Source organism: Mesorhizobium ventifaucium (genome assembly GCF_935822925.1).
GTDB lineage: Bacteria > Pseudomonadota > Alphaproteobacteria > Rhizobiales > Rhizobiaceae > Mesorhizobium > Mesorhizobium ventifaucium.
On sequence record NZ_CAKXZS010000030.1, the window covers coordinates 131356 to 153652 of the forward strand.

The 22297-nt window shown below is 63.6% G+C and carries 21 protein-coding genes, 1 pseudogene and 1 riboswitch; of the genes and pseudogenes, 12 read left to right on the forward strand and 10 right to left on the reverse strand.

Going from position 1 to position 22297, the window contains the following annotated elements:
- Nucleotides 1-2: 2 nt before the first annotated feature.
- The 5 genes from NMG70_RS24785 to NMG70_RS32710 form a co-directional block, all read right to left on the reverse strand.
- Nucleotides 3-1193 (reverse strand): NADH-quinone oxidoreductase subunit D, encoded by a 1191-nt coding sequence (locus NMG70_RS24785; RefSeq protein ID WP_254026951.1) that lies wholly within the window; start codon nucleotides 1191-1193, stop codon nucleotides 3-5.
- An 86-nt stretch (nucleotides 1194-1279) separates the two neighbouring features.
- Nucleotides 1280-1720 (reverse strand): hypothetical protein, encoded by a 441-nt coding sequence (locus NMG70_RS24790; protein ID WP_254026952.1) that lies wholly within the window; start codon nucleotides 1718-1720, stop codon nucleotides 1280-1282.
- 160 nt (nucleotides 1721-1880) lie between these two features.
- The gene (locus NMG70_RS24795) at nucleotides 1881-2105 is read right to left on the reverse strand and encodes a hypothetical protein (protein WP_254026953.1); all 225 of its coding nucleotides are present in this window, start codon (nucleotides 2103-2105) and stop codon (nucleotides 1881-1883) included.
- Nucleotides 2106-2219: 114 nt separating this feature from the next.
- Nucleotides 2220-3341 carry an NAD(P)/FAD-dependent oxidoreductase gene (locus NMG70_RS24800; RefSeq protein WP_254026954.1) on the reverse strand — a complete coding sequence of 374 codons (1122 nt, stop codon included), beginning with the start codon at nucleotides 3339-3341 and terminating at the stop codon, nucleotides 2220-2222.
- Between the two features lie 2 nt (nucleotides 3342-3343).
- Nucleotides 3344-3466: a hypothetical protein gene (locus NMG70_RS32710; protein ID WP_301555183.1), complete on the reverse strand. Its 123-nt coding sequence runs from the start codon at nucleotides 3464-3466 to the stop codon at nucleotides 3344-3346.
- Nucleotides 3467-3610: 144 nt separating this feature from the next.
- On the opposite strand from NMG70_RS32710, the gene NMG70_RS24805 reads away from it, so the two are divergent.
- Nucleotides 3611-4987 carry an aspartate aminotransferase family protein gene (locus tag NMG70_RS24805; protein WP_254026955.1) on the forward strand — a complete coding sequence of 459 codons (1377 nt, stop codon included), beginning with the start codon at nucleotides 3611-3613 and terminating at the stop codon, nucleotides 4985-4987.
- A 330-nt stretch (nucleotides 4988-5317) separates the two neighbouring features.
- Nucleotides 5318-5430: riboswitch (TPP riboswitch) on the forward strand.
- A complete protein-coding gene (locus NMG70_RS24810) occupies nucleotides 5421-6029 on the forward strand; it encodes a YkoF family thiamine/hydroxymethylpyrimidine-binding protein (protein WP_254026956.1) in 609 nt (202 codons plus the stop codon). Its footprint overlaps the riboswitch before it by 10 nt.
- 8 nt (nucleotides 6030-6037) lie before the next feature.
- Here NMG70_RS24810 and NMG70_RS24815 read toward each other — a convergent pair.
- The 4 genes and pseudogenes from NMG70_RS24815 to NMG70_RS24830 all read right to left on the reverse strand — a co-directional run bounded on the left by NMG70_RS24815 (nucleotide 6038) and on the right by NMG70_RS24830 (nucleotide 10979).
- Nucleotides 6038-7139: pseudogene (locus NMG70_RS24815) on the reverse strand (alcohol dehydrogenase family protein).
- A 9-nt stretch (nucleotides 7140-7148) separates the two neighbouring features.
- Nucleotides 7149-8528 carry an aspartate aminotransferase family protein gene (locus NMG70_RS24820; RefSeq protein WP_254026957.1) on the reverse strand — a complete coding sequence of 460 codons (1380 nt, stop codon included), beginning with the start codon at nucleotides 8526-8528 and terminating at the stop codon, nucleotides 7149-7151.
- Nucleotides 8529-8711: 183 nt separating this feature from the next.
- Nucleotides 8712-10205: an NAD-dependent succinate-semialdehyde dehydrogenase gene (locus NMG70_RS24825; RefSeq protein WP_254026958.1), complete on the reverse strand. Its 1494-nt coding sequence runs from the start codon at nucleotides 10203-10205 to the stop codon at nucleotides 8712-8714.
- 291 nt (nucleotides 10206-10496) lie between these two features.
- Entirely contained in the window at nucleotides 10497-10979 is a 483-nt protein-coding gene (locus tag NMG70_RS24830) for an Lrp/AsnC family transcriptional regulator (RefSeq protein WP_254027006.1), read from the reverse strand.
- Between the two features lie 94 nt (nucleotides 10980-11073).
- On the opposite strand from NMG70_RS24830, the gene ehuR reads away from it, so the two are divergent.
- The 10 genes from ehuR (at nucleotide 11074) to doeB (ending at nucleotide 21040) form a co-directional block, all read left to right on the forward strand.
- Nucleotides 11074-12459 (forward strand): MocR-like ectoine utilization transcription factor EhuR, encoded by a 1386-nt coding sequence (gene ehuR / locus NMG70_RS24835; protein WP_254026959.1) that lies wholly within the window; start codon nucleotides 11074-11076, stop codon nucleotides 12457-12459.
- A gap of 121 nt (nucleotides 12460-12580) precedes the next feature.
- Entirely contained in the window at nucleotides 12581-13366 is a 786-nt protein-coding gene (gene ehuA / locus NMG70_RS24840; RefSeq protein WP_023797847.1) for an ectoine/hydroxyectoine ABC transporter ATP-binding protein EhuA, read from the forward strand.
- Nucleotides 13367-13438: 72 nt separating this feature from the next.
- Complete coding sequence (gene ehuB / locus NMG70_RS24845) at nucleotides 13439-14290, forward strand: ectoine/hydroxyectoine ABC transporter substrate-binding protein EhuB (protein WP_202366682.1); 852 nt, start codon at nucleotides 13439-13441, stop codon at nucleotides 14288-14290.
- Nucleotides 14291-14438: 148 nt separating this feature from the next.
- Nucleotides 14439-15098, forward strand: a complete 660-nt coding sequence (gene ehuC / locus NMG70_RS24850) for an ectoine/hydroxyectoine ABC transporter permease subunit EhuC (RefSeq protein WP_254026960.1) — start codon at nucleotides 14439-14441, stop codon at nucleotides 15096-15098.
- A gap of 16 nt (nucleotides 15099-15114) precedes the next feature.
- Nucleotides 15115-15774, forward strand: a complete 660-nt coding sequence (ehuD, locus tag NMG70_RS24855; RefSeq protein ID WP_254026961.1) for an ectoine/hydroxyectoine ABC transporter permease subunit EhuD — start codon at nucleotides 15115-15117, stop codon at nucleotides 15772-15774.
- A 55-nt stretch (nucleotides 15775-15829) separates the two neighbouring features.
- Nucleotides 15830-16636, forward strand: a complete 807-nt coding sequence (gene eutA, locus NMG70_RS24860; RefSeq protein ID WP_254026962.1) for an ectoine utilization protein EutA — start codon at nucleotides 15830-15832, stop codon at nucleotides 16634-16636.
- Between the two features lie 186 nt (nucleotides 16637-16822).
- Nucleotides 16823-17815, forward strand: a complete 993-nt coding sequence (eutB, locus tag NMG70_RS24865) for a hydroxyectoine utilization dehydratase EutB (protein ID WP_254026963.1) — start codon at nucleotides 16823-16825, stop codon at nucleotides 17813-17815.
- Nucleotides 17812-18804: an ectoine utilization protein EutC gene (eutC, locus tag NMG70_RS24870; RefSeq protein ID WP_254026964.1), complete on the forward strand. Its 993-nt coding sequence runs from the start codon at nucleotides 17812-17814 to the stop codon at nucleotides 18802-18804. Before eutB ends, eutC begins: the two co-directional genes overlap by 4 nt.
- A 38-nt stretch (nucleotides 18805-18842) precedes the next feature.
- Entirely contained in the window at nucleotides 18843-20033 is a 1191-nt protein-coding gene (gene doeA, locus NMG70_RS24875) for an ectoine hydrolase DoeA (RefSeq protein ID WP_254026965.1), read from the forward strand.
- A 5-nt stretch (nucleotides 20034-20038) separates the two neighbouring features.
- The gene (doeB, locus tag NMG70_RS24880; RefSeq protein WP_254026966.1) at nucleotides 20039-21040 is read left to right on the forward strand and encodes a N(2)-acetyl-L-2,4-diaminobutanoate deacetylase DoeB; all 1002 of its coding nucleotides are present in this window, start codon (nucleotides 20039-20041) and stop codon (nucleotides 21038-21040) included.
- Between the two features lie 32 nt (nucleotides 21041-21072).
- Here the strand turns inward: doeB and NMG70_RS24885 are convergent, their stop codons facing one another.
- The gene (locus tag NMG70_RS24885) at nucleotides 21073-21741 is read right to left on the reverse strand and encodes a phytochelatin synthase family protein (protein WP_254026967.1); all 669 of its coding nucleotides are present in this window, start codon (nucleotides 21739-21741) and stop codon (nucleotides 21073-21075) included.
- Nucleotides 21742-22297 lie beyond the last annotated feature (556 nt).

The window sequence follows — 22297 nt, forward strand, 5'->3', positions numbered from 1 at the left end:
CGTCAGCGATCGATCTCGCCGAACACGATATCGAGCGATCCGATGATCGCAGCGACATCGGCGATCATGTGCCCTCGCGACAGAAAATCCATCGCCTGCAGATGGGCAAAGGATGGCGCGCGGATCTTGCATCGATAGGGAGTATTGCTGCCGTTCGAAACCAGGTAGACGCCGAACTCGCCCTTCGGCGCCTCCACCGCGGCATAGACCTCTCCGGCGGGCACGCGAATACCCTCCGTGTAGAGTTTGAAATGGTGGATGGTCGCTTCCATCGAGCGTTTCATTGTCGCCCGCGGCGGCGGCGTGATCTTGTGGTTCGGAATTGCCACCGGCCCTTGGCCTTCGGGCGATCGCAGTTTCTCCAGGCATTGCTTCATGATCCGCACCGACTGGCGCATTTCCTCCATGCGGACGAGATAGCGGTCGTAACAGTCGCCGTGCTTGCCGACGGGAATGTCGAAATCCATCTCGGGGTAGCATTCATACGGCTGCGCCTTGCGCAAATCCCATGCTGCGCCCGAGCCGCGCAGCATGGGGCCGGAGAAGCCCCAGGCCCAGGCGTCATCGAGGCCGATCACGCCGACATCGACATTGCGCTGCTTGAAGATGCGGTTTTCGGTGAGCAATTCGTCGAGGTTGCCGCAAACCTTGAGGAACGGATCGCAGAAATTCCAGATATCGTCCAAGAGCTTCGCAGGCAGGTCCTGGTGCACGCCGCCGACCCTGAAATAATTCGCATGCATGCGGGCGCCGGAGGCGCGCTCGTAGAACACCATCAGCCTCTCGCGCTCGGCAAAACCCCAGAGCGGCGGGGTCAGCGCGCCGATATCCATGGCCTGCGTCGTGACGTTGAGGAGATGCGACAAGAGCCGTCCGATTTCGCAAAACAGAACACGGATGAGCTGTCCGCGCTTCGGCACCGATATTTCGAGCAGCTTCTCGGCGGCGAGGCAGAACGCGTGCTCCTGGTTCATCGGCGCGACATAGTCGAGCCGGTCGAAATAGGGCAGGGCCTGCAGATAGTTCTTGTACTCGATCAGTTTTTCCGTGCCGCGGTGGAGCAGGCCGATATGGGGATCGGCGCGGTCGACGATCTCGCCGTCCAGTTCCAGCACCAGGCGCAGCACACCGTGAGCAGAGGGATGCTGCGGCCCGAAGTTGAGGGTGAAGTTGCGAACTGCGGCTTCGACCATGGCGCTGCTCCGCTGTACCGGGTTTTCAGGACCGAAGCCGCGTGCTCCGGCCTGCCACGCCCGAACCACCGATCAGGTCCCGCCAATCACGTGGTTGTCTGGATGATCAGCGTCAGCATGCCGTCGCCATCGATGTTGGCAGCGACGACTTGCGAGGAATCCAGCCCGTTCGCCGCCAGCGCCGTTGCTGCCTGCGGCGACGCATCGATCGAGCTCTGCAGGGTAAGCAGATCTTCAACGCTGGTCTGGGTGATCACCGCCTCGGCTTGTGTCTTGAGTTCCGGAGGCAAATCCTCGAGGGCGACGATGGCAATGCCAGTGAAGTTCTGGTCGGTGAAATCCTGATCCGGCAAGGCCTGGTCGGGCAAGGCTTGGTCGGGCGGCGTTTGATCAGGCAGGGTTGGATCGGGCAGGGCTTCCGGGGCCGGGGGTGCGATCTGGGGAAGCTGCGGGTCGGTGGATTGCGCGTGGATCGGCTGCGCCAGGGCCAACCCCGAAAGAGCGGCAATTGTCGTCAACATGCGCATGATCATTCTTTCCGTTCTCCGATTGCTCGAGGAGGATCACTTGGTGACCAGACAACCATTGTGCCGGATTATGGTTCCCGGTCCGTCATGGAGATGGCCGTCGGTGGGGTGGAAAGGGAGCCGGCGACGCTCCGCCACCGCGAGGTAGAGCAGCTTGGCATTATCCTCCCCAGCCGAGATCGCGCTCCGCAACGCGCCGTTCGGTGGCGTCGGCGCGGCGCCTGTGGCTGCGGCCATCGTTGAGAAAGTCGGCGATCCTTGCCGCCGATTTCGCCGAGGCGAAGGTGAGCAGCCGATTGTGATGGACGACGGGCACGCCGGTCTCATTGTCCCAGATCTCGAACCGGCAGCTTGGGTTCGGTATGGCTTCGAAACGGATCTTCATATCGATGGTCCCGGTGATCGACGGACCGAGGTTCTGCGATCCCGGCTTATGGATGGCTTACGGGCGTTTGGGATTATGCTTTGGCAGCGGGCGCGGTCGCGTGGGTCGCCTCGGTTAGCCTGCCTTTGGCGCGAGGCGCTTCGCGACATGATCGGCGATCGCCAGGCTTGAGGTCAGGCCGGGGCTCTCGATGCCGAACAGATTGACCAGGGCCTCGACGCCGTGCACCGCCGCGTCCTGGACGATGAAGTCGGCATTGGCTTCGCCGGGACCGGACAGCTTCGGCCGGATGCCGCTATAGGCCGGCTGCAGGCTGCCATCGGCCAGGTCCGGCCAGTATTTGCGGATCTGGTCGTAGAAGCGCTCGCCACGCGCTGGATCGACGCGATAGTCGAGTGTCTTGGTCCATTCGACGTCAGGCCCGAAGCGGGCGACGCCATCGAGGTCGAGCGTCAGATGGACGCCGAGCCCGCCGGCTTCGGGCACGGGATAGACCAGCCGCGAGAACGGCGCCCGGCCCGCGACCGAGAAATAATTGCCCTTGGCAAAGCGAAGTCTTGGCACGAATCGCGCGTCGAGCCCGTCAAGCGAGCCGGCAAGTGCCGTGGCGCCAAGCCCGGCGGCGTTGATGAAGCGTGTGGTGGCGATTTCAAAGCGCTCGCCGCTGGTGCTGTCGACCGTGTCGAGCACGATGCGCCCACCCTCGATGCGGCCGCAGACGATGCGGGTGTTGAGGCTGAGCGCCGCCCCGTGCTCCTCGGCGTCGCCCAGCAGCGCAAGCATCAGGGCATGGCTGTCGATGATGCCGGTGGCGGGAGACAAAAGGGCCGCCGTGCACCGCAGCTTCGGCTCCAGCCTGCGCGCCTCTGCTGCGGTCAAGGGCGTCAAATCGCCCGCGCCGCAAGCAGAGGCGTTGGCCAGGATGGAAGCGAGCACTGGTTCCTGTTCAGCATCCGTGGCGACGATGAGCTTGCCGCAGCGCGCATGCGGCACCGCCCGCTCCTGGCAATAGCGGTAGAGCATTTCGCGGCCTGCCACGCAGAGCCGGGCCTTCAGCGATCCGGCCGGATAGTGGATTCCGGCATGGATGACCTCGGAATTACGCGAGCTAATCCCGGTGCCGATGGCGTTCTCGGCCTCGAGGATCAGGGTGTCCATGCCGCGCCGCGCCGTCTCTCGCGCGATCGCGAGGCCGATGGCGCCGGCGCCGGCAACGATGCAGTCGACATGGTCCACGATCAGGCCACCTCAGGCTTGATGTTGTGCCTGGTGAGCCGTTCGGGAATCAAGTCTTGGCGATGCGCACAGCCGGCTTGGCGCAGGTTCTCGCGTTCCGCAGCCTCGAAGCTGAAATTCTGCATGTCTTCCGTCCATCCGCCAGCCCTTCCGAAATGGCTTGACACCCTTACAAGAAACGGATGCACCAAACAGCATTAATTCAGAGGCCGATGCGCGCGCCGAACGGCGGCAGGACGCACGTCCCGGCATGCAGGACAGGAGCCATCATGGACGCTCGACCGAATTCTCCCGAAGCCCGCGACATCAGCTACCATATGCACGGCTACACCAATGCCCGCAAGCATGAGGAAGCAGGGCCACTCGTCATCGAGAAGGGCGACGGCATCTATGTCGAGGATCTCGCCGGCAACCGCTATATCGAGGCGATGGCCGGGCTTTGGAGCGTCGCGGTCGGCTTTTCGGAGAAGCGGCTGGTCGATGCGGCGGTGCGCCAGATGTCCAAGCTGCCTTACTATCACGACTTCGGCTCCAAATCGCATTCGCCGCTGATCGATCTCGCCGAGAAGCTAGTGCAGATGGCGCCAGTGCCGATGAGCAAGGCGTATTTCACCAATTCCGGCTCCGAGGCCAACGATACGGCTATGAAGATGATCTGGTACCGGTCGAATGCGATCGGCCAGCCGGCACGCAAGAAGATCATCAGCCGCAATCGCGGCTATCACGGCGTCACCATTGCCGCGGCAAGCCTGACCGGCCTGCCCAACAACCATACTTCCTTCGACCTGCCGATTGCCAATGTGCTGCATACGGCGACGCCGCACCATTGGCGCGATGGGTTGCCAAATGAAAGCGAAGCGCAGTTTTCGAGCCGGCTTGCCGACGACTTGGAAAAGCTGATCTTCGCCGAGGGCCCGGAAACCATCGCCGCCTTCTTCGGCGAGCCGATCATGGGCGCCGGCGGCGTCATCGTTCCCCCGGCCGGCTATTGGGAGAAGATCCAGGCGGTCCTGTCGAAGTACGACATCCTGCTCGTCGCCGACGAGGTGATCTGCGGCTTTGGTCGAACAGGCGAGATGTTCGGCTCGCAGACCTTCGGCATCAGGCCGGACATCATGGTGCTGTCGAAGCAGATTTCTTCGTCCTACCTGCCAATCTCGGCCTTGCTGATCAACGAAAAGGTTTTCGAGCCGATTGCCGACGAAAGCAATCGCATCGGCACCTTCGGCCACGGCTTCACCGGCGGCGGCCATCCCGTTGCGGCGGCAGTCGCGTTCGAGAACCTGAAGCTGATCGAGGAGCGCGACCTTGTCGGCAATGCGCGCACGGTCGGCGCGCATATGCAGAAGCGGCTGCGCAACTTCGCTTCGCACCCGCTTGTCGGCGAGGTGCGCGGCGTCGGCCTGATCGCTGCGGTCGAACTGGTCGGCGACAAGGCGAACAAGACGCCGTGGGAGGCGGCCGGCGCGCTGGGCGGGCTCGTCAACGGTTTTATGCAGCAGAATGGCGTCATCTCGCGCAACATGGGCGACGCGCTGGCTTTCTGCCCGCCGCTGATCATCACCGAGCCACAGGTCGATGAGATGATCGACGCGTTCGAAAGATCGCTTGAAGCCGCGGTCAGGCAGGTCGCATCACCGAGCTGAACAGGGCAGCGAAACAAAGAGGCTGAATGGGCGCTGGTGATTGGCGAAAGCCGAAGCGACATCCAATCTCCCCCCTTGCGGGGGAGATGTCCGGCAGGACAGAGGGGGGAAGGATCGCAACTTCGACTTCAGCCTTGCCAGCCCGAATCAGCTTGAGGGCGTGGCTGCGATCGATTGACAGGTCCGAGGAACAGCACCCCCCTCTGCCTGCCGGCATCTCCCCCGCAAGGGGAGATCGGCAGCTTCGCTGGCGGCGCCAGCTCGGCAATTGATCTGAAGCGATTGCCCTTGGACCAGACTTGAACATCGTTCGCGCCGGTGGTACGTCCACCCAATCGACAGGGGCGCTCCGTATTGCCGGGGCTGAGATGGAAGGTGCCAAGCCTTCGGTCCCTCAAGCTGATCTGGGTAATGCCAGCGGAGCGAGGCGACTATGTTTTCAGGTGCACAGATTTCCCTGTATCCGATGTGCGACGATTTTGTCGGCGTCATCCTTAGGGCGCTTTCGGCGATGGACCCCTATCGCCCCAATTTCCGCATCGAAACCGACGACATTTCGACGCTGATCGTCGGCCCGCCGGAACAGCTTTTCCCGGCGATGCGCGATCTGTTCGCTTCTGCGGCGGCAAGTGGTGTGCATTGCGTTCTGTCGGCGACGGTGTCGCGCGGCTGCCCCGGCGAGCCCGACGATCCGATCTGCACACCGATTTCCGGCAGCAGCCACGACCTGTCCCTTGCCCAGCGCATCGGCGTGGCGCGGGCGAATGTCGACAGTGCGAAAAAGCTCGGACAAGAGGTCGCCGCGCAGTTCTCGCTCTATCCGCTCGGCGAGGGCCATCACATGGACGAGATCTACGGCTGCATCGACTTTCTCAAGACCTCCGGCGTCTTCGACAAGTCGAAGAATTTCTGCACCAAGCTGAGAGGCGACAGCGGACCGGTGTTTGCGACGCTGTCGGAAGCCTTCCTTCGCTTCGGCGCGCCGCAAGGCCATGTTGCGCTTTATCTCACCGTGTCGGCGAACAGCCCGAGCCCTTGTTAGTCTTGTTGTCAACGCGTCGCAGAGAGATCCGACACGGCGTCCGGAACGACCACCAGCTTGCCGACAAAATCCTTGGCGATGAAATCCGCCTGGGCGCGATGGAAATCGGACAGCTTGTAGACCCCGCCGACCAGCGGCCGGATCTTCTTGTCCTCGATGTAGCGGACGGAAATCGTGTCGCGTGCCCTGGCTGGAGCCGTGCAGCTGCAATTGCTTGAGGTACATGGTGCGCAGATCGAGCTGCACGACCGGACCGGCAATCGCGCCGGCCGTGGTGTAGCGGCCTTCGGGCCGAAGGATGCGCAACAGGTCGTTGAAGATCGCACCGCCGACGAGGTCGGCAACCACGTCGATCGGCTGGCCGCCGGTCGCGTCGTTGACGGCGGCGGGCAGATCGGCGACGCCACGGGTGATCACCGCCTCGGCGCCGATGTCGAGCACCGCCTGTTCCTTGCCCTTGCCGACGACGGCATAGGGAATGGCGCCGCGCGCCCGCGCCAATTGCACGATGCCGGAGCCGACGCCGCCCGAGGCGCCGGTGACCAGCACACGCTCGCCGGCCTTCAATGCGGCGCGTTCCAGCATCTGTTCGCCGGTAAGGTAAGCGCAGCAGAAGGTGGCGAGTTCGACGTCAGTGAGGGCGGTAGCAACGACATGGGCATTCTCGGCCGGCACGGTCTGGTACTCGGCATAGCCGCCGTCGCGGCCGTGGCCCATATAGTCGATGTCGGCGAGGGAATCATCGTCGCGGTTGTAGATGGAGAAATCGACCATCACCCGTTCGCCGATGCGGGCCGAAGAAACACCCTCGCCGACGGCAACGATGTTGCCGACCGTGTCGGTGCCTTGGATACGCGGGAAGGTCAGCGTATTGCCCTGACGCCGCCAGGTCGACACGGCGGCAGCATCTTCTTCGGTGCCATAGGCGCCCTGGCGCACCCAGACATCGGTGTTGTTCATGCCGCACGCCGTGACCTTGACCAGAACCTCGCCCGGGGCGGGCGAGGGCACTTTCACGTCGGTGCGATAGACAAGCTTTTCCGGTCCGCCGTGACCGGTCAGCTGCACGGCGGCCATAGTGGCGGGGAGGGGTTTGGTTATCGCTTTCATGTCGGTTCTTCAGAGGTTCGCAAACACGCTCTTCACCGCATCGGTCGTCTTCGACACGACGATATCGGCCTCTTCGCGCGTCAGGCAGAGCGGTGGCGCGAAGCCCAGAATGTCGCCCTGCGGCATGGCCCGGCCGATGACGCCGCGCTCGGCAAGAGCGGTCGCGACCTGCGGCCCGATTTTTTGCGAGGCATCGAAGAACACGCGGTCGTCCCGGTCAGCGACGAACTCGATTGCCGCCAGCATGCCGTCGCCGCGCACCTCGCCGACATTTTTGTGGCCGCTGACGGCTTTCGCCAGTTCGGCGCGGAAGTAGGCGCCGGTTTCGCCAGCATTGGTCACCAGGTCCATCTCGTCGATCAGTTCCAGGTTGGCGACGCCGGCGGCGACGCAGATCGGATGCGCCGAATAGGTCCAGCCATGGCCTATGCTGCCGAGCTTGTCGGAACCCTGCACCAGCACCTGCCAGACCTTGTCCGCGACGATGACGCCCGACAGCGGCGCATAGGCCGAGGTCAGGCCCTTGGCGATGGTGATCAGGTCGGGCTTGATGCCGTAATGGTCGGAGCCGAACATCGTGCCCAGCCGGCCAAAGCCGGTGACCACTTCGTCGGCGACCAGCAGCACATCATATTTCTTCAGCACCGCCTGGATCTTTTCCCAGTAGAGAGCGGGCGGCGGCACGATGCCGCCGGTGCCGAGGATCGGCTCACCGATGAAGGCGGCGACCGTGTCCGGGCCCTCAGCCAGGATCATCTCCTCCAGCTTGTCGGCGCAGTGTTGGGAAAACTGCTCCTCGCTCAGCGAGCGGTCGGCGCGGCGGAAATAGTAGGGCGCCTCAGTGTGCAGGATCGGCGCACGCGGCAGGTCGAAGGCGTTGTGGAACAGGTCGAGCCCGGTCAGCGATCCGGTCATGACGCCGGAGCCGTGATAGCCGCGCCAGCGCGAGATGATCGTCTTCTTCTCGGGACGGCCGAGCACGTTGTTGTAGTACCAGATCAGCTTGATGTTGGTTTCGTTGGCGTCGGAACCGGAGAGGCCGAAATAGACCCTCGACATGCCTTGCGGCGCCCGATCGATGATCATCTTGGAAAGCGTGATCGACGCCTCGGTGCCGTGGCCGACATAGGCATGATAATAGGCGAGGTTCCTGGCCTGTGCGGCGATGGCGTCTGATATCTTCTGGCGGCCATAGCCGACATTGACGCAATAAAGGCCGGCAAAGGCATCGATGCTCTTGCGGCCGTTATTGTCCCAGATGGTGACGCCTTCGCCGCCGGCGATGATGCGGGTTGGCGATTCACCCCGTGCATGCGTGCCCATATGGGTCGAGGGATGGAAGAAGTGATCGCGGTCCCAGGCGGCGAGTTCGTTGGACTGGTCGAGCATTTTATTGACTCCTTAGAGAAAGATGGTCCCGACACGGCCTAAGGTGCGTCGAGATTCAGGTCAGGCCGAGTCGAAAATGGTGGCTTCCGAGAACCGGAGCGGAGCGTACTTTTTCGTACGTGAGCACCGGAAGCGCAGGACGCCGCCATTTGCAGACCGGCATCACCTGAATGTCGATACACCTTACGCCACGTCCAGGCACAGATATCTGAGATCGGTAAAGGCTTCGAACCCGTGGCGCGAGCCTTCGCGGCCGATGCCGGACTGTTTGACGCCGCCGAACGGGATCGGCGCGCCGGTGATCTTCACGCGGTTGATGGCGACCATACCGTAGTCGAGCGCGCGGCCCATGCGCAATTGGCGGCCGCCGTTCTCGGTGGCGACATAGGCGACGAGGCCGTATTCGGTGGCGTTGGCGCGGGCGATGACCTTGTCTTCGCTGTCGAAGGGCGTCACCGCGGCGACCGGACCAAAAGTTTCCTCGCGCATAATCAGCGCGTCGTCGGTGACATCGGCCAGCAGGGTCGGCCGGTAGAACAGCGGCCCGGCCGGATGTCTGCCGCCGCCGGTTAGGCAGCGCGCGCCACGGGCTAGCGCATCGGCAACCTGCTCCTCGACCTTCTTGACGCCGCGCTCGTGCATCAACGGCCCGATGTCGGTGTCATCGGCCAGGCCATTGCCTGTCCGCAACCCCTCGATGCGCCTGGCGAAGGCGGCGCAGAAACGATCATAAATCGGACGCTGGACATAGATGCGGTTGGCGGCAAGGCAATCCTGGCCGGACGTGGCGAATTTGGCATCGATGGCGATGGTCACAGCCTTGTCGAGATCGGCGTCGGCAAAGACGATCAGCGGCGCATGACCGCCAAGCTCCATCACCAGCCGCTTCATCGTCGGCGCACTTTGCGCGGCGATCAGTCTGCCGATCTCGGTCGAGCCGGTGAAGCTCATGGCCCGGACGCGAGCGTCTTCGCACATTCGCCCAACGATGGTCGAAGCCTTGCCGGTGAGAACGTTGAAGACGCCTGCCGGCAGGCCGGCGCGTTCGCCGAGCTCGGCCAGCGCCAGTGCCGACAGCGGCGTTTCCGACGAAGGGTGCGCCACGATCGTGCAGCCGGCGGCAAGGGCGGCCGCCGCCTTGCGGGTCAGCATGGCCGCGGGAAAATTCCACGGGGTGACAACGCCGACGACGCCGAGCGGTTCGCGCCGCACCATCATCTCGGCGTTTGGCAAGTGGCTGGTGACGCTTTCGGCGTTGAGGCGTTTTGCCTCCTCGGCATACCACTCGACGAAGGAGGCGGCGTAGTCGATCTCGCCAAGCGCTTCCCTAAGCGGCTTGCCCTGTTCGAGCGTCATCAGCAGCGTCAGATCATCTTTGGCGGCGATGATCAGATCGAACCATTTTCGTAGGATTCTTGCGCGTTCTTGTGGGAGAGCCGCGCGCCAGGCGGGAAAGGCACGCGACGCAGCGTCGATCGCCTTGCTGGTCTGCCTGCTGTCGAGCCCGGCAACCCAGGCAACAGTGGCGCCCGTGGCAGGGTCGGTCACTTCAAAACTCTCGGCCGCCTCACTCGCCGTCCAGTGGCCGTCGACATAGGCGAGTTCGCGCAGCAGCCGGCGGTCGGCGAGCCGGTCAAGCGCTTCGTGGCGGTGTGGGCGGGCAAAATGCGCGGACATTTTTGAGGTCTCCCGGTTCGCAGTGATACGGAGAGACTATGCGCGCGGCCTGGACAGAGAGGCTGTTTCGGCGCCTACGCGTAGAGAGATTGTCTCTATTGAGCTGCCGGAACCGACGATCTCTCTAGCGCTACGGCAGGCGGTAGCAAACCGTGGAGATTGGCTGAACCTCCTCCAACTTCGTCATCCCCGGGCGAAGCAGCAGCGAAGCTCCGTCGCGGAGACCCTGGGATGACGAAGCGACAAATGTCTCAGCCAATCTCCTAGGCGTGCGACCCGGGACCTATGGCCTCACGACGGCGCCGGCAACAGATCCGCCACCGGCAAGGCGACCTCCTCCTTCACCGTCTTGGTGACGATGTAGGTGAAATAGCGGTCGATGCCGATCTCGCGTTCGAGCAGGGCGTCGACGAGCCGCTGGTAGGCGTCGATGTCGCGCGCCATCACTTTCAGCAAATAGTCGACGCCGCCGCCCACCGACCAGCAGGCGACGATTTCAGGGACGTCGCGGATGACGCGCTCGAAACGGTCGAAATCGGCCTGGCGGTGGCTGGCCAGCGTCACCTCCATCAGTACCGTGGCGACCGGCGCGACGGCGCGCATTGCAACCTTGGCGTGATAGCCGGAGACGATGCCGGCCTTTTCCAGCTTGCGCAACCGCATCCAGCACGGCGTCGGCGACAGACCGACTTTGTCGGCGAGCGCCAGCTTGGTGATGCGCCCGTCGCGCTGGACCGCGTCGAGGATTTTCAGGTCGATCTGATCCAGTTTCAATGCGGCCATGAGCGTCCACTTTTTTTCGTCGGCGACACCATGACGGCGCATTATTTCGATTGTCAATTGCACTGATTTCGATCTCTAATATGTCATGACATTGTGGCGTCCAGATCCCGCGCTTATCCGGCGGCCGGCCTATCAATCGCTCGCCGACCAGTTCGCGCGCGCCATTCATGATGGGCGGCTGGCCAACGGCGCGCGGCTGCCGACGCATCGCCGGCTGGCCGACGATTTGAAGCTTTCGGTGCAGACAGTCAGCCGCGCCTATGAGGAACTGATCCGCCGGGGCCTGGTCTCCGGCGAGATCGGCCGCGGCAGCTTCGTGCAGACGCAGCGCCGCGAGCCGGAGCCGCCCTATCTGCCGGAACGCCTTGGCGAGGTCATCGACCTGTCGATCCTGAAGCCGGTCTGTGAGCCGATGCATCTGGAGCGGCTGAAGCAGGCGCTGGGCTGGCTCGCCGAGAACCTGCCGTCGACCTCGGCGCTGTCGTTCCGGCCGAACATGGTGTTCCCGCGCCACCGTGCGGTGGCGGTCGAATGGCTGCGGCTGTGCGGTCTCGATGTTTCGGCGCAGAATGTCAGCCTGACCAACGGCGCCACGGCCGGGATGACGGTGGCGCTGATGAGCGTGGCGCCTCCCGGTTCGACCGTCGCCACCGAGGCGATCGGCCATCACACGCTGATCCCGCTGGCGCGCTATCTCGGCTTCAACCTCGAGGGCCTGCCGATCGACGACAACGGCCTGATCCCGGAGGCGCTCGACGAGGCGTGCCGGCTTTCCGACATCCGCGCCGTGTTCGTGCAGCCCTCGGTGATCAACCCGACTGCAACATTGATGAATGCCGCGCGGCGCGAGCAGATCGCTGCGGTGGCGCGCAGGCACGACATCGCCATCATCGAGAACGATGTGCTCGGGCCGCTGGTCGAAGACCGGCCGCCGCCGGTCGCCGCCTTCGCGCCCGAGCGCACGCTCTACGTCACCTCCTTCACCAAGATCGTGGTGCCAGGCCTGCGCATCGGTTATCTCGCGGCGCCCGACCGCTATGTCGCTGCCGTCGCCAATCGGCATCTCGTCTCCAACTGGATGGCGACGCCGATGGTGGCTGAGATTGCGACAAAATGGGTGACCGACGGCACGGCAATGGAACTCGTAAGCTGGCAACGGTCGGCGCTGCGGCGGCGGCAGGAGATTGCCGCCCAGGTGCTTGCCGGGGTCGACTACCGCGTCCATCGCGACGGACTGCATCTGTGGCTGCAGCTGCCCGGCGACCGCGCCGAGGAGGGCTTCGTCTCGCAGGCCCGCCTGCAGGCCGTGGCGATCGCACCAGGCACATCGTTCCGCATCTCGGCGGCGCCCTGGCAGCCAGCGGTTCGGATCTCGCTGGGCTCGACCACCGAGGCGGAACTGCGCGCCGGCCTCAGCGTTGTGACCAAACTTCTGCTCGGCGATCCGGAGCATCTCCTGCTGGCGATCTAGGCAGACTTTGCCGCGAAATTCTCGGAGCCAGAAACATTGTCATGAGGTTATTTTCCTGATTGACATGATTTGGCGCGTTCCGCATCGTTGAAGGCATCAGCTTCTCAGCACGGGGAATTCATTGTCCGCGCCCATCATCAAGATCGATGCCATTTCGAAAAGCTTCGGTACCTTCAAGGTGCTGGACGGCCTGTCGATGCAAGTCATGCCGCGCGAGAAGCTGGCGCTGATCGGCCCATCGGGCTCCGGCAAGACGACGATCCTGCGCATCCTGATGACGCTGGAGCGGATCGACAGCGGCCACATCCAGATCGACGGCGAGCAGCTTTACCACATGGAGCGCAACGGCCAGTTGCTGCCAGCCGACGAACGGCATCTGGCAAGAATGCGCCAGAAGATCGGCATGGTCTTCCAGCTGTTCAACCTGTTTCCGCACAAGAGCGTCATCGACAATGTCACGCTGGCGCCGATCCTGACCAAGGGCATGCCGCGCGCCGCCGCCGAAAAACGGGCGATGGAACTGCTCGACATGGTCGGCATGGCCGACAAGGCGAAAGCGATGCCGGCGCAGCTTTCCGGCGGCCAGAAGCAGCGCGTTGCCATCGCTCGCGCCTTGGCGCTGCAGCCCAGGATCATGCTGTTCGACGAGGTGACATCGGCGCTCGATCCGGAACTGGTCGAGGAGGTGCTGAACGTGTTGTGGCGGCTCTGCTCCGAGACCGACATGACCATGCTGCTGGTCACCCACGAAATGGGTTTTGCACATGATTTCGCCGACCGGGTTCTGTTCTTCGACCGCGGCAAGATTGTCGAGGAAGGCAAGCCCGACGAGATTTTCCGCAACCCCAAGCAGGAGCGTACGCAAGCTTTCCTGAAGAAGATCATCGCGGCCGGACATCGCGTCTGACCGCCATGCCCAGGGCGGCGAAGCCGTCCCGTAGAACGACCAAACCAAAAGAGAAACAAGGAGTTGGGAACAATGAAGAAACTTGGCATTCTCGCCGGCGTGGCCGGTGTTGCACTGACCGCAATTCTGGCCGCTTCGACCGCGGGATCGGCCGATGACAGCAAGCTCGAAGAGCTCAAGGCACAGGGCTTCGCCCGTGTCGCCATCGCCAACGAGCCGCCCTATACGGCGGTCGCGGCTGACGGCAAGGTTTCGGGTGCGGCGCCCGATGTGGCCCGTGAAATCTTCAAGCGTCTTGGTGTCAACGACATCGTCGCCTCGATCTCGGAATATGGCGCGATGATCCCCGGCCTGCAGGCCGGCCGTTTCGACGTCGTCACCGCCGGCCTGTTCATGAAACCGGAGCGCTGCGCGGCGGTCGCTTATTCGGAGCCGGTGCTGTGCGACGCCGAGGCTATGCTGGTCAAGAAGGGCAACCCGAAGGGCTTCAAGAGCTATGAGGATGTCGCCAAGGATGCCACCGCGACGATCGGCGCGCCGGGCGGCGGCACCGAGGAGAAGCTGGCGCTCACTGCCGGCGTCCCGCGTGACCGCGTCATCGTCGTGCCGGACGGCCAGAGCGGCCTGAAGATGCTGCAGGACGGCCGCATCGACGCCTATTCGCTGCCGGTGCTGTCGATCAACGATCTGGTCAAGAAGGCCAACGATCCGAACCTCGAAGTCGTCGCCCCGGTGGTCGGCGCGCCGGTCTATTGCGACGGCGCCGCGTTCAAGAAGGGCGATGAGGCGCTGCGCGACGCCTATGACGTCGAACTGGCCAAGCTCAAGAAGTCCGGCGAATTTGCCAAGATCATCGAGCCCTACGGTTTCTCGGCAGCGGCAGCGATGTCGACGAGCCGCGACAAGCTCTGCTCGGCAAAGTAGGCGCCTTTTTTTCCTTCTCCCCGTTCACGGAGAGAAGGTGCTTTGGTTGGTTCGCGCCGCCCCTCATCTGCCTGCCGGCATCTTCTCCCCGTGAATGGGGAGAAGGGGCCAAGACTACAACCGTAAAACGCTGGAAAATTCGAACTTCATGACCCAATGGTCCGGCTATTTCGGCCTGATATTGCAGGGAGCGCTTGTTACCATCGAGCTGACGCTGATGGGGTCGGTGCTTGCCCTGATCATGGCCTTTCTCGCCGGGCTGGGGCGGCTGTCGCGTTTTTTCGCCATTCGGGCGCTGGCCACCGCCTATATCGAATTCTTCCGCGGCACCTCGATCTTCGTTCAGCTGTTCTGGGCCTATTTCGTGCTGCCGTTCGTCGGCATTTCGCTGACGCCGCTGCAGGCCGGCGTGCTGGCGCTTGGCCTCAATGTCGGCGCCTATGGGGCGGAGGTGGTGCGCGGCGCCATTCAGTCGATCGGCCGCGAACAGTACGAGGCCTGCATCGCGGTCAATCTCGGCCGCTGGCAAGCCATGCGCCATGTCATCCTGCCGCAGGCGCTGCTGGTCATGCTGCCGACCTTCGGCAACAACGCCATCGAATTGCTCAAGGCCACCGCCGTCGTTTCGCTGATCTCGCTCACCGACCTGACCTTCCAGGCCCAGGTCGTGCGCTCGCAGACCGGCAACACGCTGGTGCCGTTCACCACCATTCTCGTTATCTATTTCGCCCTTGCGCTGATCATTTCCTGGGGTGTGCGTTCGCTGGAACGCCGCATGGCGCGCGGCCTCGACGGGGTGCGCGTCTGATGGATCGGGCCTCATAATGGAGTGGGATTGGAATTTCGTCTGGGAGATCATGCCGACCCTGATTGAGGGCGTGAAGATCACCATCCTGGCGACGCTGCTCGGCTCGGTCCTGGCTGCGATGGTCGGCCTGGCTATCGCGCTGGCGCGGCGCTCGCCGAACAAGGGCTTGTCGCGCAGCGTCGGCTTCCTTGCCGAGTTCATCCGCGGCACGCCGCTCTTGGTGCAGCTCTATTTCATCTTCTACGTGCTGCCGGACATCGGTATCCTGCTGCCGCCGCTGGTGGCGGGCGTCATCGGCCTCGGGCTGCACTACGGCACCTACACGGCCGAGGTCTATCGCGCCGGCATCGACAATGTGCCGCGCGGCCAGTGGGAAGCCGCCAAGGCCTGCAATCTCAACGCCAGGCAGACCTGGACCCACATCATCGTGCCGCAGGCTATCCCGCCGATGATCCCGGCGCTTGCCAACTACTTCATCGCCATGTTCAAGGAGACGCCGCTGCTGTCGGCGATCACCGTGCTGGAACTGATGAACCAGGCCAAGAGCGTCGCCAACACCTACTATCGCTATGTCGAGCCGATGACCTTGGTCGGCGCCTTCTTCCTCGTCATCAGCCTATTCTCGGTCGTGCTGCTGCGCTGGCTGGAACGCCGCTACGGGCGCATTGAAAAATGACAGTGGTTCCTGCGATGCTTTCGCTTTATGGCAAACCGTCGGCAAGGAGAGCCTGGTGACCGCTCCAGTCGACATCCGCTTGCACTCGACACGGCCGGCGCTCGATGCGCGTCCGCTGGAAAAGCGCGTCGGCCTGATCATCCTTGCCACCGACCATACGACCGAACCGGATTTTCGCCGCATGGTGGCAAGCAACCGGATCGGCGTCTATGTCGCGCGCATCCCCTACGCCAATCCGACGACGCCGGAGAATTTGCGCAAGATGCAGCCATCGCTGACGGCCGGCGCGGCGCTCATCCTGCCCGATGAGCCGCTCGATGCGATCTGCTATTCCTGCACCTCGGCCTCCGTGGTCATCGGCGATGCCGAGATCGAGGCGGCGGTGCAGGCGGCCAAGCCCGGCGTACCCGTGGTTACGCCGCCGATGGCAGGGGTGCGCGGCTTGAAGGCGCTGGGCGCCAGGACGATCAGTATTCTCACCCCTTATACGGTCGAGACCAGCCGGCCGATGGCCGTCTATTTTGCAGCGCACGGTTTCGAGATCGCCAGCTTCACCTGTCTCGGCTTCGACGACGACTGCGAGATGGCGCGGATTGCACCGGCCACGCTGGTCGATCTGGCAGCCAAGACGACCGACGCGCAAGCGGACGCACTGTTCGTCTCCTGCACAGCGCTGCGGGCAGCGCTTGCCGTCGTCGGCATGGAAGAGGCGATCGGCCGTCCGGTGGTGACCAGCAACCAGGCAACGGCCTGGAACTGCCTGCGGCTTTGCGGCGACGACGAGCCGCGCGCCGAATTCGGCCGTCTGATGACGCTGCCGTTGCCCAAAGGTGAGATGTCGAAGCGAGGAAGTCAGGCTTGATAAGTCAGCGCCGCCCCTCATCCGCCTGCCGGCACCTTCTCCCCGTGAACGGGGAGAAGGGGACTGGCTGCTGCTTCGCACTCTATTCTGCGACGTTGTTGGTTGGTGAAGCCGTCGATGAGAGCACCCCTCTCCCCGTTCACGGGGAGAGGATGCCGGCAGGCAGGTGAGGGGCAGCGCCAACTCATGCCATTTACCTCAATCACCCTCGCCGATATCCAGTCAGCCCGCGAGCGCATCGCCGGCAAGGTCGAGCGCACGCCGACCGTGCCATCCCCGGGTCTTTCCCGGCACTTGGGCGCGCCTGTTTATCTCAAGCTCGAACATCGGCAGACCACCGGCAGCTTCAAGCTGCGTGGCGCCTCGAACGCCATCGCGTCGCTGACCGCCGAGGAGAAGGCGCGCGGCGTGGTCGCCGCCTCGACCGGCAATCACGGCCGGGCGCTGGCTCAAGCGGCAAAGCTCGAAGGCATACGCGCGACGATCTGCATGTCGCGACTGGTGCCGCAGAACAAGCTCGACGAAATCCGCCGGCTCCGTGCCGAGATCCGCATCGTCGGCAACAGCCAGGACGATGCGCAGCAAGAGGTCGACCGGCTGGTCGCGAAAGGCGGTCTGATCATGCTGCCGCCCTTCGACCATCCCGATATCATCGCCGGGCAAGGTACGCTCGGGCTAGAAATCATCGAGCAGGTTGCGGACGCCGCACTGGTGCTGGTGCCGCTGTCCGGCGGCGGGCTGGCGGCGGGTGTCGCCGCTGCCGTGAAGGGCGTCAGCCCCGGCACGAAGGTCATCGGCGTTTCGATGGCGCGAGGTGCGGCGATGAAGGCAAGCCTCGATGCCGGACATCCGGTTTTGGTCGAGGAACTGCCGACGCTGGCTGATTCGCTCGGCGGCGGCGTCGGCCTCGACAACCGGCTGACCTTCTCGATGTGCCGCGACCTGCTCGACGATGTTATCCTGCTCAGCGAGGACGAGATCGCCGCCGGCATCCGCCATGCCTATGAACAGGAGCGCGAGATCGTCGAAGGCGCCGGCGCGGTTTGCATCGCCGCCGTGCTTGCCGGCAAGGTCAGGGCGAGCGGCCCCAGTGTGCTCATTCTGTCGGGCCGCAACATCGACATGACGCTGCACAGGAAAGTCGTTTGTGGCGAAGCATTTGAGGAGAGCGCCGCATGAGCCGGATGATGATACTCACCGAAGCCGAACTGCGCGCGATCGTGAAGCTCGATCTCGATGCCGTCGCCTGCGTCGAAAATGCGTTCCGAGCGCTTGCCACCTTGCCGGTGGCGATGCCGCCGATCCTGCGGCTCGACATTCCCGAGCATCGCGGTGAGGTCGACGTCAAGACCGCCTATGTGCCAGGGATCGACGGTTTTGCCATCAAGATCAGTCCCGGCTTCTTCGACAATCCGAAGCTCGGCCTGCCCAGCGTCAATGGCATGATGGTGCTGCTGTCTTCAAAAACCGGACTGGTCGAGGCGCTGCTGCTCGACAATGGCTATTTGACCGACATCCGCACGGCGGCGGCCGGAGCGGTCGCGGCGAAACATTTTTCGCGAGCCGACACTTCGATCGCTGCGATCTTCGGCGCCGGCGTCCAGGCCGGACTGCAGCTCGAGGCGCTTATGCTGGTGCGGCCGATCGCCGAGGCGCGGATCTGGGCCAGGGACGCCGCCAAGGCCGAAGCCGCGGCAGCCACATTGCGCGAGCGGCTGGGCATCGTCGTGCATGCTGAGCCCGACGCGGCAAAGGCGGCGGCCGGCGCCGACATCATCGTCACCACGACCCCCTCGACCGAGCCGCTGATCAAGGCCGGCTTCGTCTCCGCCGGCCAGCACATCACCGCGATGGGCTCGGACGCCGAGCACAAGAACGAGATCGCGCCGGCGATCCTGCGCATGGCCGATCTCTACGTCGCCGACAGCGCGAAGCAGACGCGGGTGCTGGGCGAATTGCATCATGCCATCGCGACGGGGGTGATGGCGGCCGATGCCGAGATTACCGAGCTCGGCCAGATCATCGCCGGCGATAGACATGGCCGCCGTTCGGACAGCGACATCACCATCGCCGACCTCACCGGCACCGGCGTGCAGGACACGGCGATCGCCACGCTCGCCCGCGACCGTGCGCGGGCGGGGAATGCCGGGACGATTTTCGAAAGCTGATACCGGCCGCAAGGCCCAACAAACGAGGACCAAGAACAATGCAGCCCAATTTGAAATTCTCGCGCGGCGAATATGCGGATCGCCTCGCCAAGACACGCAAGGCCATGGAGGCCAAGGGCGTCGAACTGCTTGTTGTCAGCGACCCGTCCAATATGGCCTGGCTGACCGGCTATGATGGCTGGTCATTCTATGTGCACCAGGCCGTCATCGTGCCGCCGTCGGGCGAACCGGTGTGGTACGGGCGCGGCCAGGACGCCAACGGCGCCAAGCGCACCGCCTATCTCGCGCACGACAACATCGTTGGCTATGCCGACCATTATGTGCAGTCGACCGAACGCCACCCGATGGATTTTCTTTCGCAGGTGTTGGCCGATCGCGGCTGGGGCAAGCTCAGCATCGGCGTCGAGATGGACAATTATTGGTTCTCGGCCGCCGCCTTCGCATCGCTGCAGAAACACCTGCCCAATGCCCGCTTCGTCGACGCCACAGCACTCGTCAACTGGCAGCGCGCGGTGAAGAGCCCGACCGAAATCGACTATATGCGCAAGGCTGCCCGCATCGTCGAAGCGATGCACCGGCGCATCGTCGACAAGATCGAAGTCGGCATGCGCAAATGCGATCTGGTCGCCGAGATCTATGATGCCGGCACGCGCGGCGTCGACGGGCCAGAGGGAAAGATTGGCGGCGACTACCCGGCGATCGTGCCGCTGCTGCCGTCGGGCGCCGATGCGTCGGCGCCGCATCTGACCTGGGACGACCGGCCGATGAAGTCGGGCGAGGGCACCTTCTTCGAGATCGCCGGCTGCTACAACCGCTACCATTGCCCGCTTTCGCGGACTGTGTTCCTTGGTAAACCGACGCAGGAATTCCTCGATGCCGAGAAGGCGACGCTGGAAGGCATGGAGGCGGGGTTGGCCGCGGCGAAGCCCGGCAACAGCTGCGAAGACATCGCCAACGCCTTCTTCGCGGTGCTGAAGAAATACGGCATCGTCAAGGACAACCGCACCGGTTATCCGATCGGGCTTTCCTATCCGCCGGACTGGGGCGAGCGCACTATGAGCCTGCGCCCCGGCGACCGCACCGAGCTGAAGCCCGGCATGACCTTCCATTTCATGACCGGCCTGTGGCTGGAGACGATGGGGCTCGAGATCACCGAATCCATCCTGATCACCAAGACAGGGGTCGAGTGCCTGGCCAATGTGCCGCGCAAGCTGGTGGTGAAGGATTGAGCCCGATGTCCCACCTTCGCCCATCACCGATCACGCCGACCGTCGATTTCGAACGCGACGGCGTGCAGCACGGGTTCCTGCGCCTGCCGTACAGCCGTGACGATTCGGCCTGGGGATCGGTGATGATCCCGATCTGCGTGATCCGCAACGGCAGCGGGCCGAGCGCATTGCTCACCGGCGGCAATCATGGCGACGAATATGAGGGGCCGCTGGCGCTCTACGATCTCGCCCGCACGCTTGATCCCAAGCAAGTCAGCGGCACGGTCATCATCGTGCCGGCAATGAACTATCCGGCGTTCCGCGCCGGCACCCGCACCTCGCCGATCGACAAGGGCAATCTGAACCGCAGCTTTCCCGGCCGGTCCGACGGCACGGTGACCGAGAAGATCGCCGATTACTTCCAGCGTGAACTTTTGCCGCGCACCGACATCGCGCTCGACTTCCACTCCGGCGGCAAGACGCTCGACTTCGTGCCGTTCTGCGCCGCCCATATCCGCCCCGACAAGGAGTTGGAGGCGAAGGGTTTCGCCGCGGTCGAAGCGTTCTCGGCGCCGTGGTCGATGAAGATGCTGGAGATCGATGCGGTCGGCATGTTCGACACTGCCGCCGAAGAGATGGGCAAGCTGTTCATCACCACTGAACTTGGCGGTGGTGGGACTTCGCGCGCGGAAACGGTGCGGATCGCGCGTCGCGGCGTGCTCAATGTGCTGCGCCATGCCGGCATCGTCGCCGGTGCGGTCGAGATGCAGCCGACCCGCTGGCTGGACATGCCGTCGGGCGATTGCTTTTCGTTTGCCGAGGACGACGGGATGATCGAAACGATGATCGATCTCGGCGAGCCTGTCGAAGAGGGCCAGGTCCTGGCGCGCATCCACTCCATTGGCCGCACGGGTGCCGCACCTCAGGAAATCAGGGCAAGGATGTCGGGTCTATTGGCTGCCCGACATTTCCCCGGACTGGTCAAGGCGGGCGACTGCACCGCCGTGGTCGCCGTGCTGGTCGATTGAAGACAAGGCAAGCGAAACTGCTTGCGACAATGCTACTCGATCAGCAGCAGGCCGCGTTTCTTGTCGCCATCGCTATCGATTGTGTCCATGGCTGAGAACAGGCGCTCACGCTCGACCAGCCAAGGCTTGTAGTCCTCGTTTACATCGAGGACGAAAACCATGTCCTCGGCCTCCAGATATCCTCCCACCGGGGAAAAATGGCCAGCGCCGGCGCCGAAAATCTTCTCACGGGTAAAGTTGACGATGTAACGGCGGCCGGGATCGTTGGCGCGCTTCATGTGCTCGCGAAATGCATCGGCGCTCAGATTTCGAAGCACGGAGACTTTCCGCTTGGTGTTCGTTCGAGCGACCTCGGCAAGCTCGTCCAGTGTGAGGCCAATGATGCAAAAGCCTGTCCAGCACATTCCCGTTCCCGCGAGGACCTCGGCTTCGGTTGTCTCCCCCTCGCCGATGGAGCGGAATGTGTTTGCGACACTTGCCGGGCCGCACCTTGATCCGTTTGATTGCCATGTGACGTCGGCATTGAACGTGGCGGCCACGGGCAGCTTCCAGGCGCTGTCGATCAATTCAGGGGTGCGGGTAACCGACGACTGGATCGCGTCTTGCGAAACTCTGGACTGGCCGGCAATCAAAAGTGCGGCGCCGCCCAGCAGGCCGACGACGGCGATGACAATCACACCGAAAGCGAGACTGCGCTTCATTGCTGAACCTCGGAGGCAGCAACAGGACAATGATGAAAAGGCACCGCTACGTCAATCGGCGCCGCACCCGGCCGATCAGCCATCCGGTCCTGCAACAGATCTCGCGGATCGGCAGGAGACGCGGCATCCAATGAGAGCGCTGGGTCTTGGAGGGGTATGGTTCGGGCAGGGAACTTCGCCCGGTGAAGGAGCGGGGTCGTTAGCGCGGATAGCTGCTAGGCCTGCGGACCCCATGTGGGTTCCAGAGCCGACCCAAGTAACTGCCTACTCACGCGTCGGATTTTCGCTAAAGGCGAATCCTAACGAAGGCCAAGGAAGCTGAGTATCGCTATTACGATAACGACGGCCCCGACCAGCCAGATGATATTGTTCATGACAGCTCTCCTTGTCTTTACCGCGAGCCTTATGGCAGCTGGCCATTGTTCCCAAAGTTGGGCTTCAAGCCGGCAATTGTTCTTAGGATCGGGAAAGCCCGCGCCTCTGGAGGAGCGCGGGCCGACCGGGGTACGGGCCCCGATCCAGCAGCCAATATCCGGGAGATATTCGCTGTCATCCT

What these genes read in the sequence shown, in the direction of transcription:
- NMG70_RS24790 (WP_254026952.1), bottom strand. Translation starts at nt 1,720, where the DNA reads ATGCGCATGTTGACGACAATTGCCGCTCTTTCGGGGTTGGCCCTGGCG.
- eutC (WP_254026964.1), top strand. Translation starts at nt 17,812, where the DNA reads ATGAGCCGGATGATGATACTCACCGAAGCCGAACTGCGCGCGATCGTG.
- NMG70_RS24825 (WP_254026958.1), bottom strand. Translation starts at nt 10,205, where the DNA reads ATGTCCGCGCATTTTGCCCGCCCACACCGCCACGAAGCGCTTGACCGG.
- ehuD (WP_254026961.1), top strand. Translation starts at nt 15,115, where the DNA reads ATGGAGTGGGATTGGAATTTCGTCTGGGAGATCATGCCGACCCTGATT.
- ehuC (WP_254026960.1), top strand. Translation starts at nt 14,439, where the DNA reads ATGACCCAATGGTCCGGCTATTTCGGCCTGATATTGCAGGGAGCGCTT.
- doeB (WP_254026966.1), top strand. Translation starts at nt 20,039, where the DNA reads ATGTCCCACCTTCGCCCATCACCGATCACGCCGACCGTCGATTTCGAA.
- doeA (WP_254026965.1), top strand. Translation starts at nt 18,843, where the DNA reads ATGCAGCCCAATTTGAAATTCTCGCGCGGCGAATATGCGGATCGCCTC.
- NMG70_RS32710 (WP_301555183.1), bottom strand. Translation starts at nt 3,466, where the DNA reads ATGCAGAATTTCAGCTTCGAGGCTGCGGAACGCGAGAACCTGCGCCAA.
- eutB (WP_254026963.1), top strand. Translation starts at nt 16,823, where the DNA reads ATGCCATTTACCTCAATCACCCTCGCCGATATCCAGTCAGCCCGCGAG.
- ehuB (WP_202366682.1), top strand. Translation starts at nt 13,439, where the DNA reads ATGAAGAAACTTGGCATTCTCGCCGGCGTGGCCGGTGTTGCACTGACC.
- NMG70_RS24820 (WP_254026957.1), bottom strand. Translation starts at nt 8,528, where the DNA reads ATGCTCGACCAGTCCAACGAACTCGCCGCCTGGGACCGCGATCACTTC.
- NMG70_RS24885 (WP_254026967.1), bottom strand. Translation starts at nt 21,741, where the DNA reads ATGAAGCGCAGTCTCGCTTTCGGTGTGATTGTCATCGCCGTCGTCGGC.
- NMG70_RS24795 (WP_254026953.1), bottom strand. Translation starts at nt 2,105, where the DNA reads ATGAAGATCCGTTTCGAAGCCATACCGAACCCAAGCTGCCGGTTCGAG.
- NMG70_RS24805 (WP_254026955.1), top strand. Translation starts at nt 3,611, where the DNA reads ATGGACGCTCGACCGAATTCTCCCGAAGCCCGCGACATCAGCTACCAT.
- ehuR (WP_254026959.1), top strand. Translation starts at nt 11,074, where the DNA reads ATGACATTGTGGCGTCCAGATCCCGCGCTTATCCGGCGGCCGGCCTAT.
- NMG70_RS24810 (WP_254026956.1), top strand. Translation starts at nt 5,421, where the DNA reads ATGTTTTCAGGTGCACAGATTTCCCTGTATCCGATGTGCGACGATTTT.
- NMG70_RS24785 (WP_254026951.1), bottom strand. Translation starts at nt 1,193, where the DNA reads ATGGTCGAAGCCGCAGTTCGCAACTTCACCCTCAACTTCGGGCCGCAG.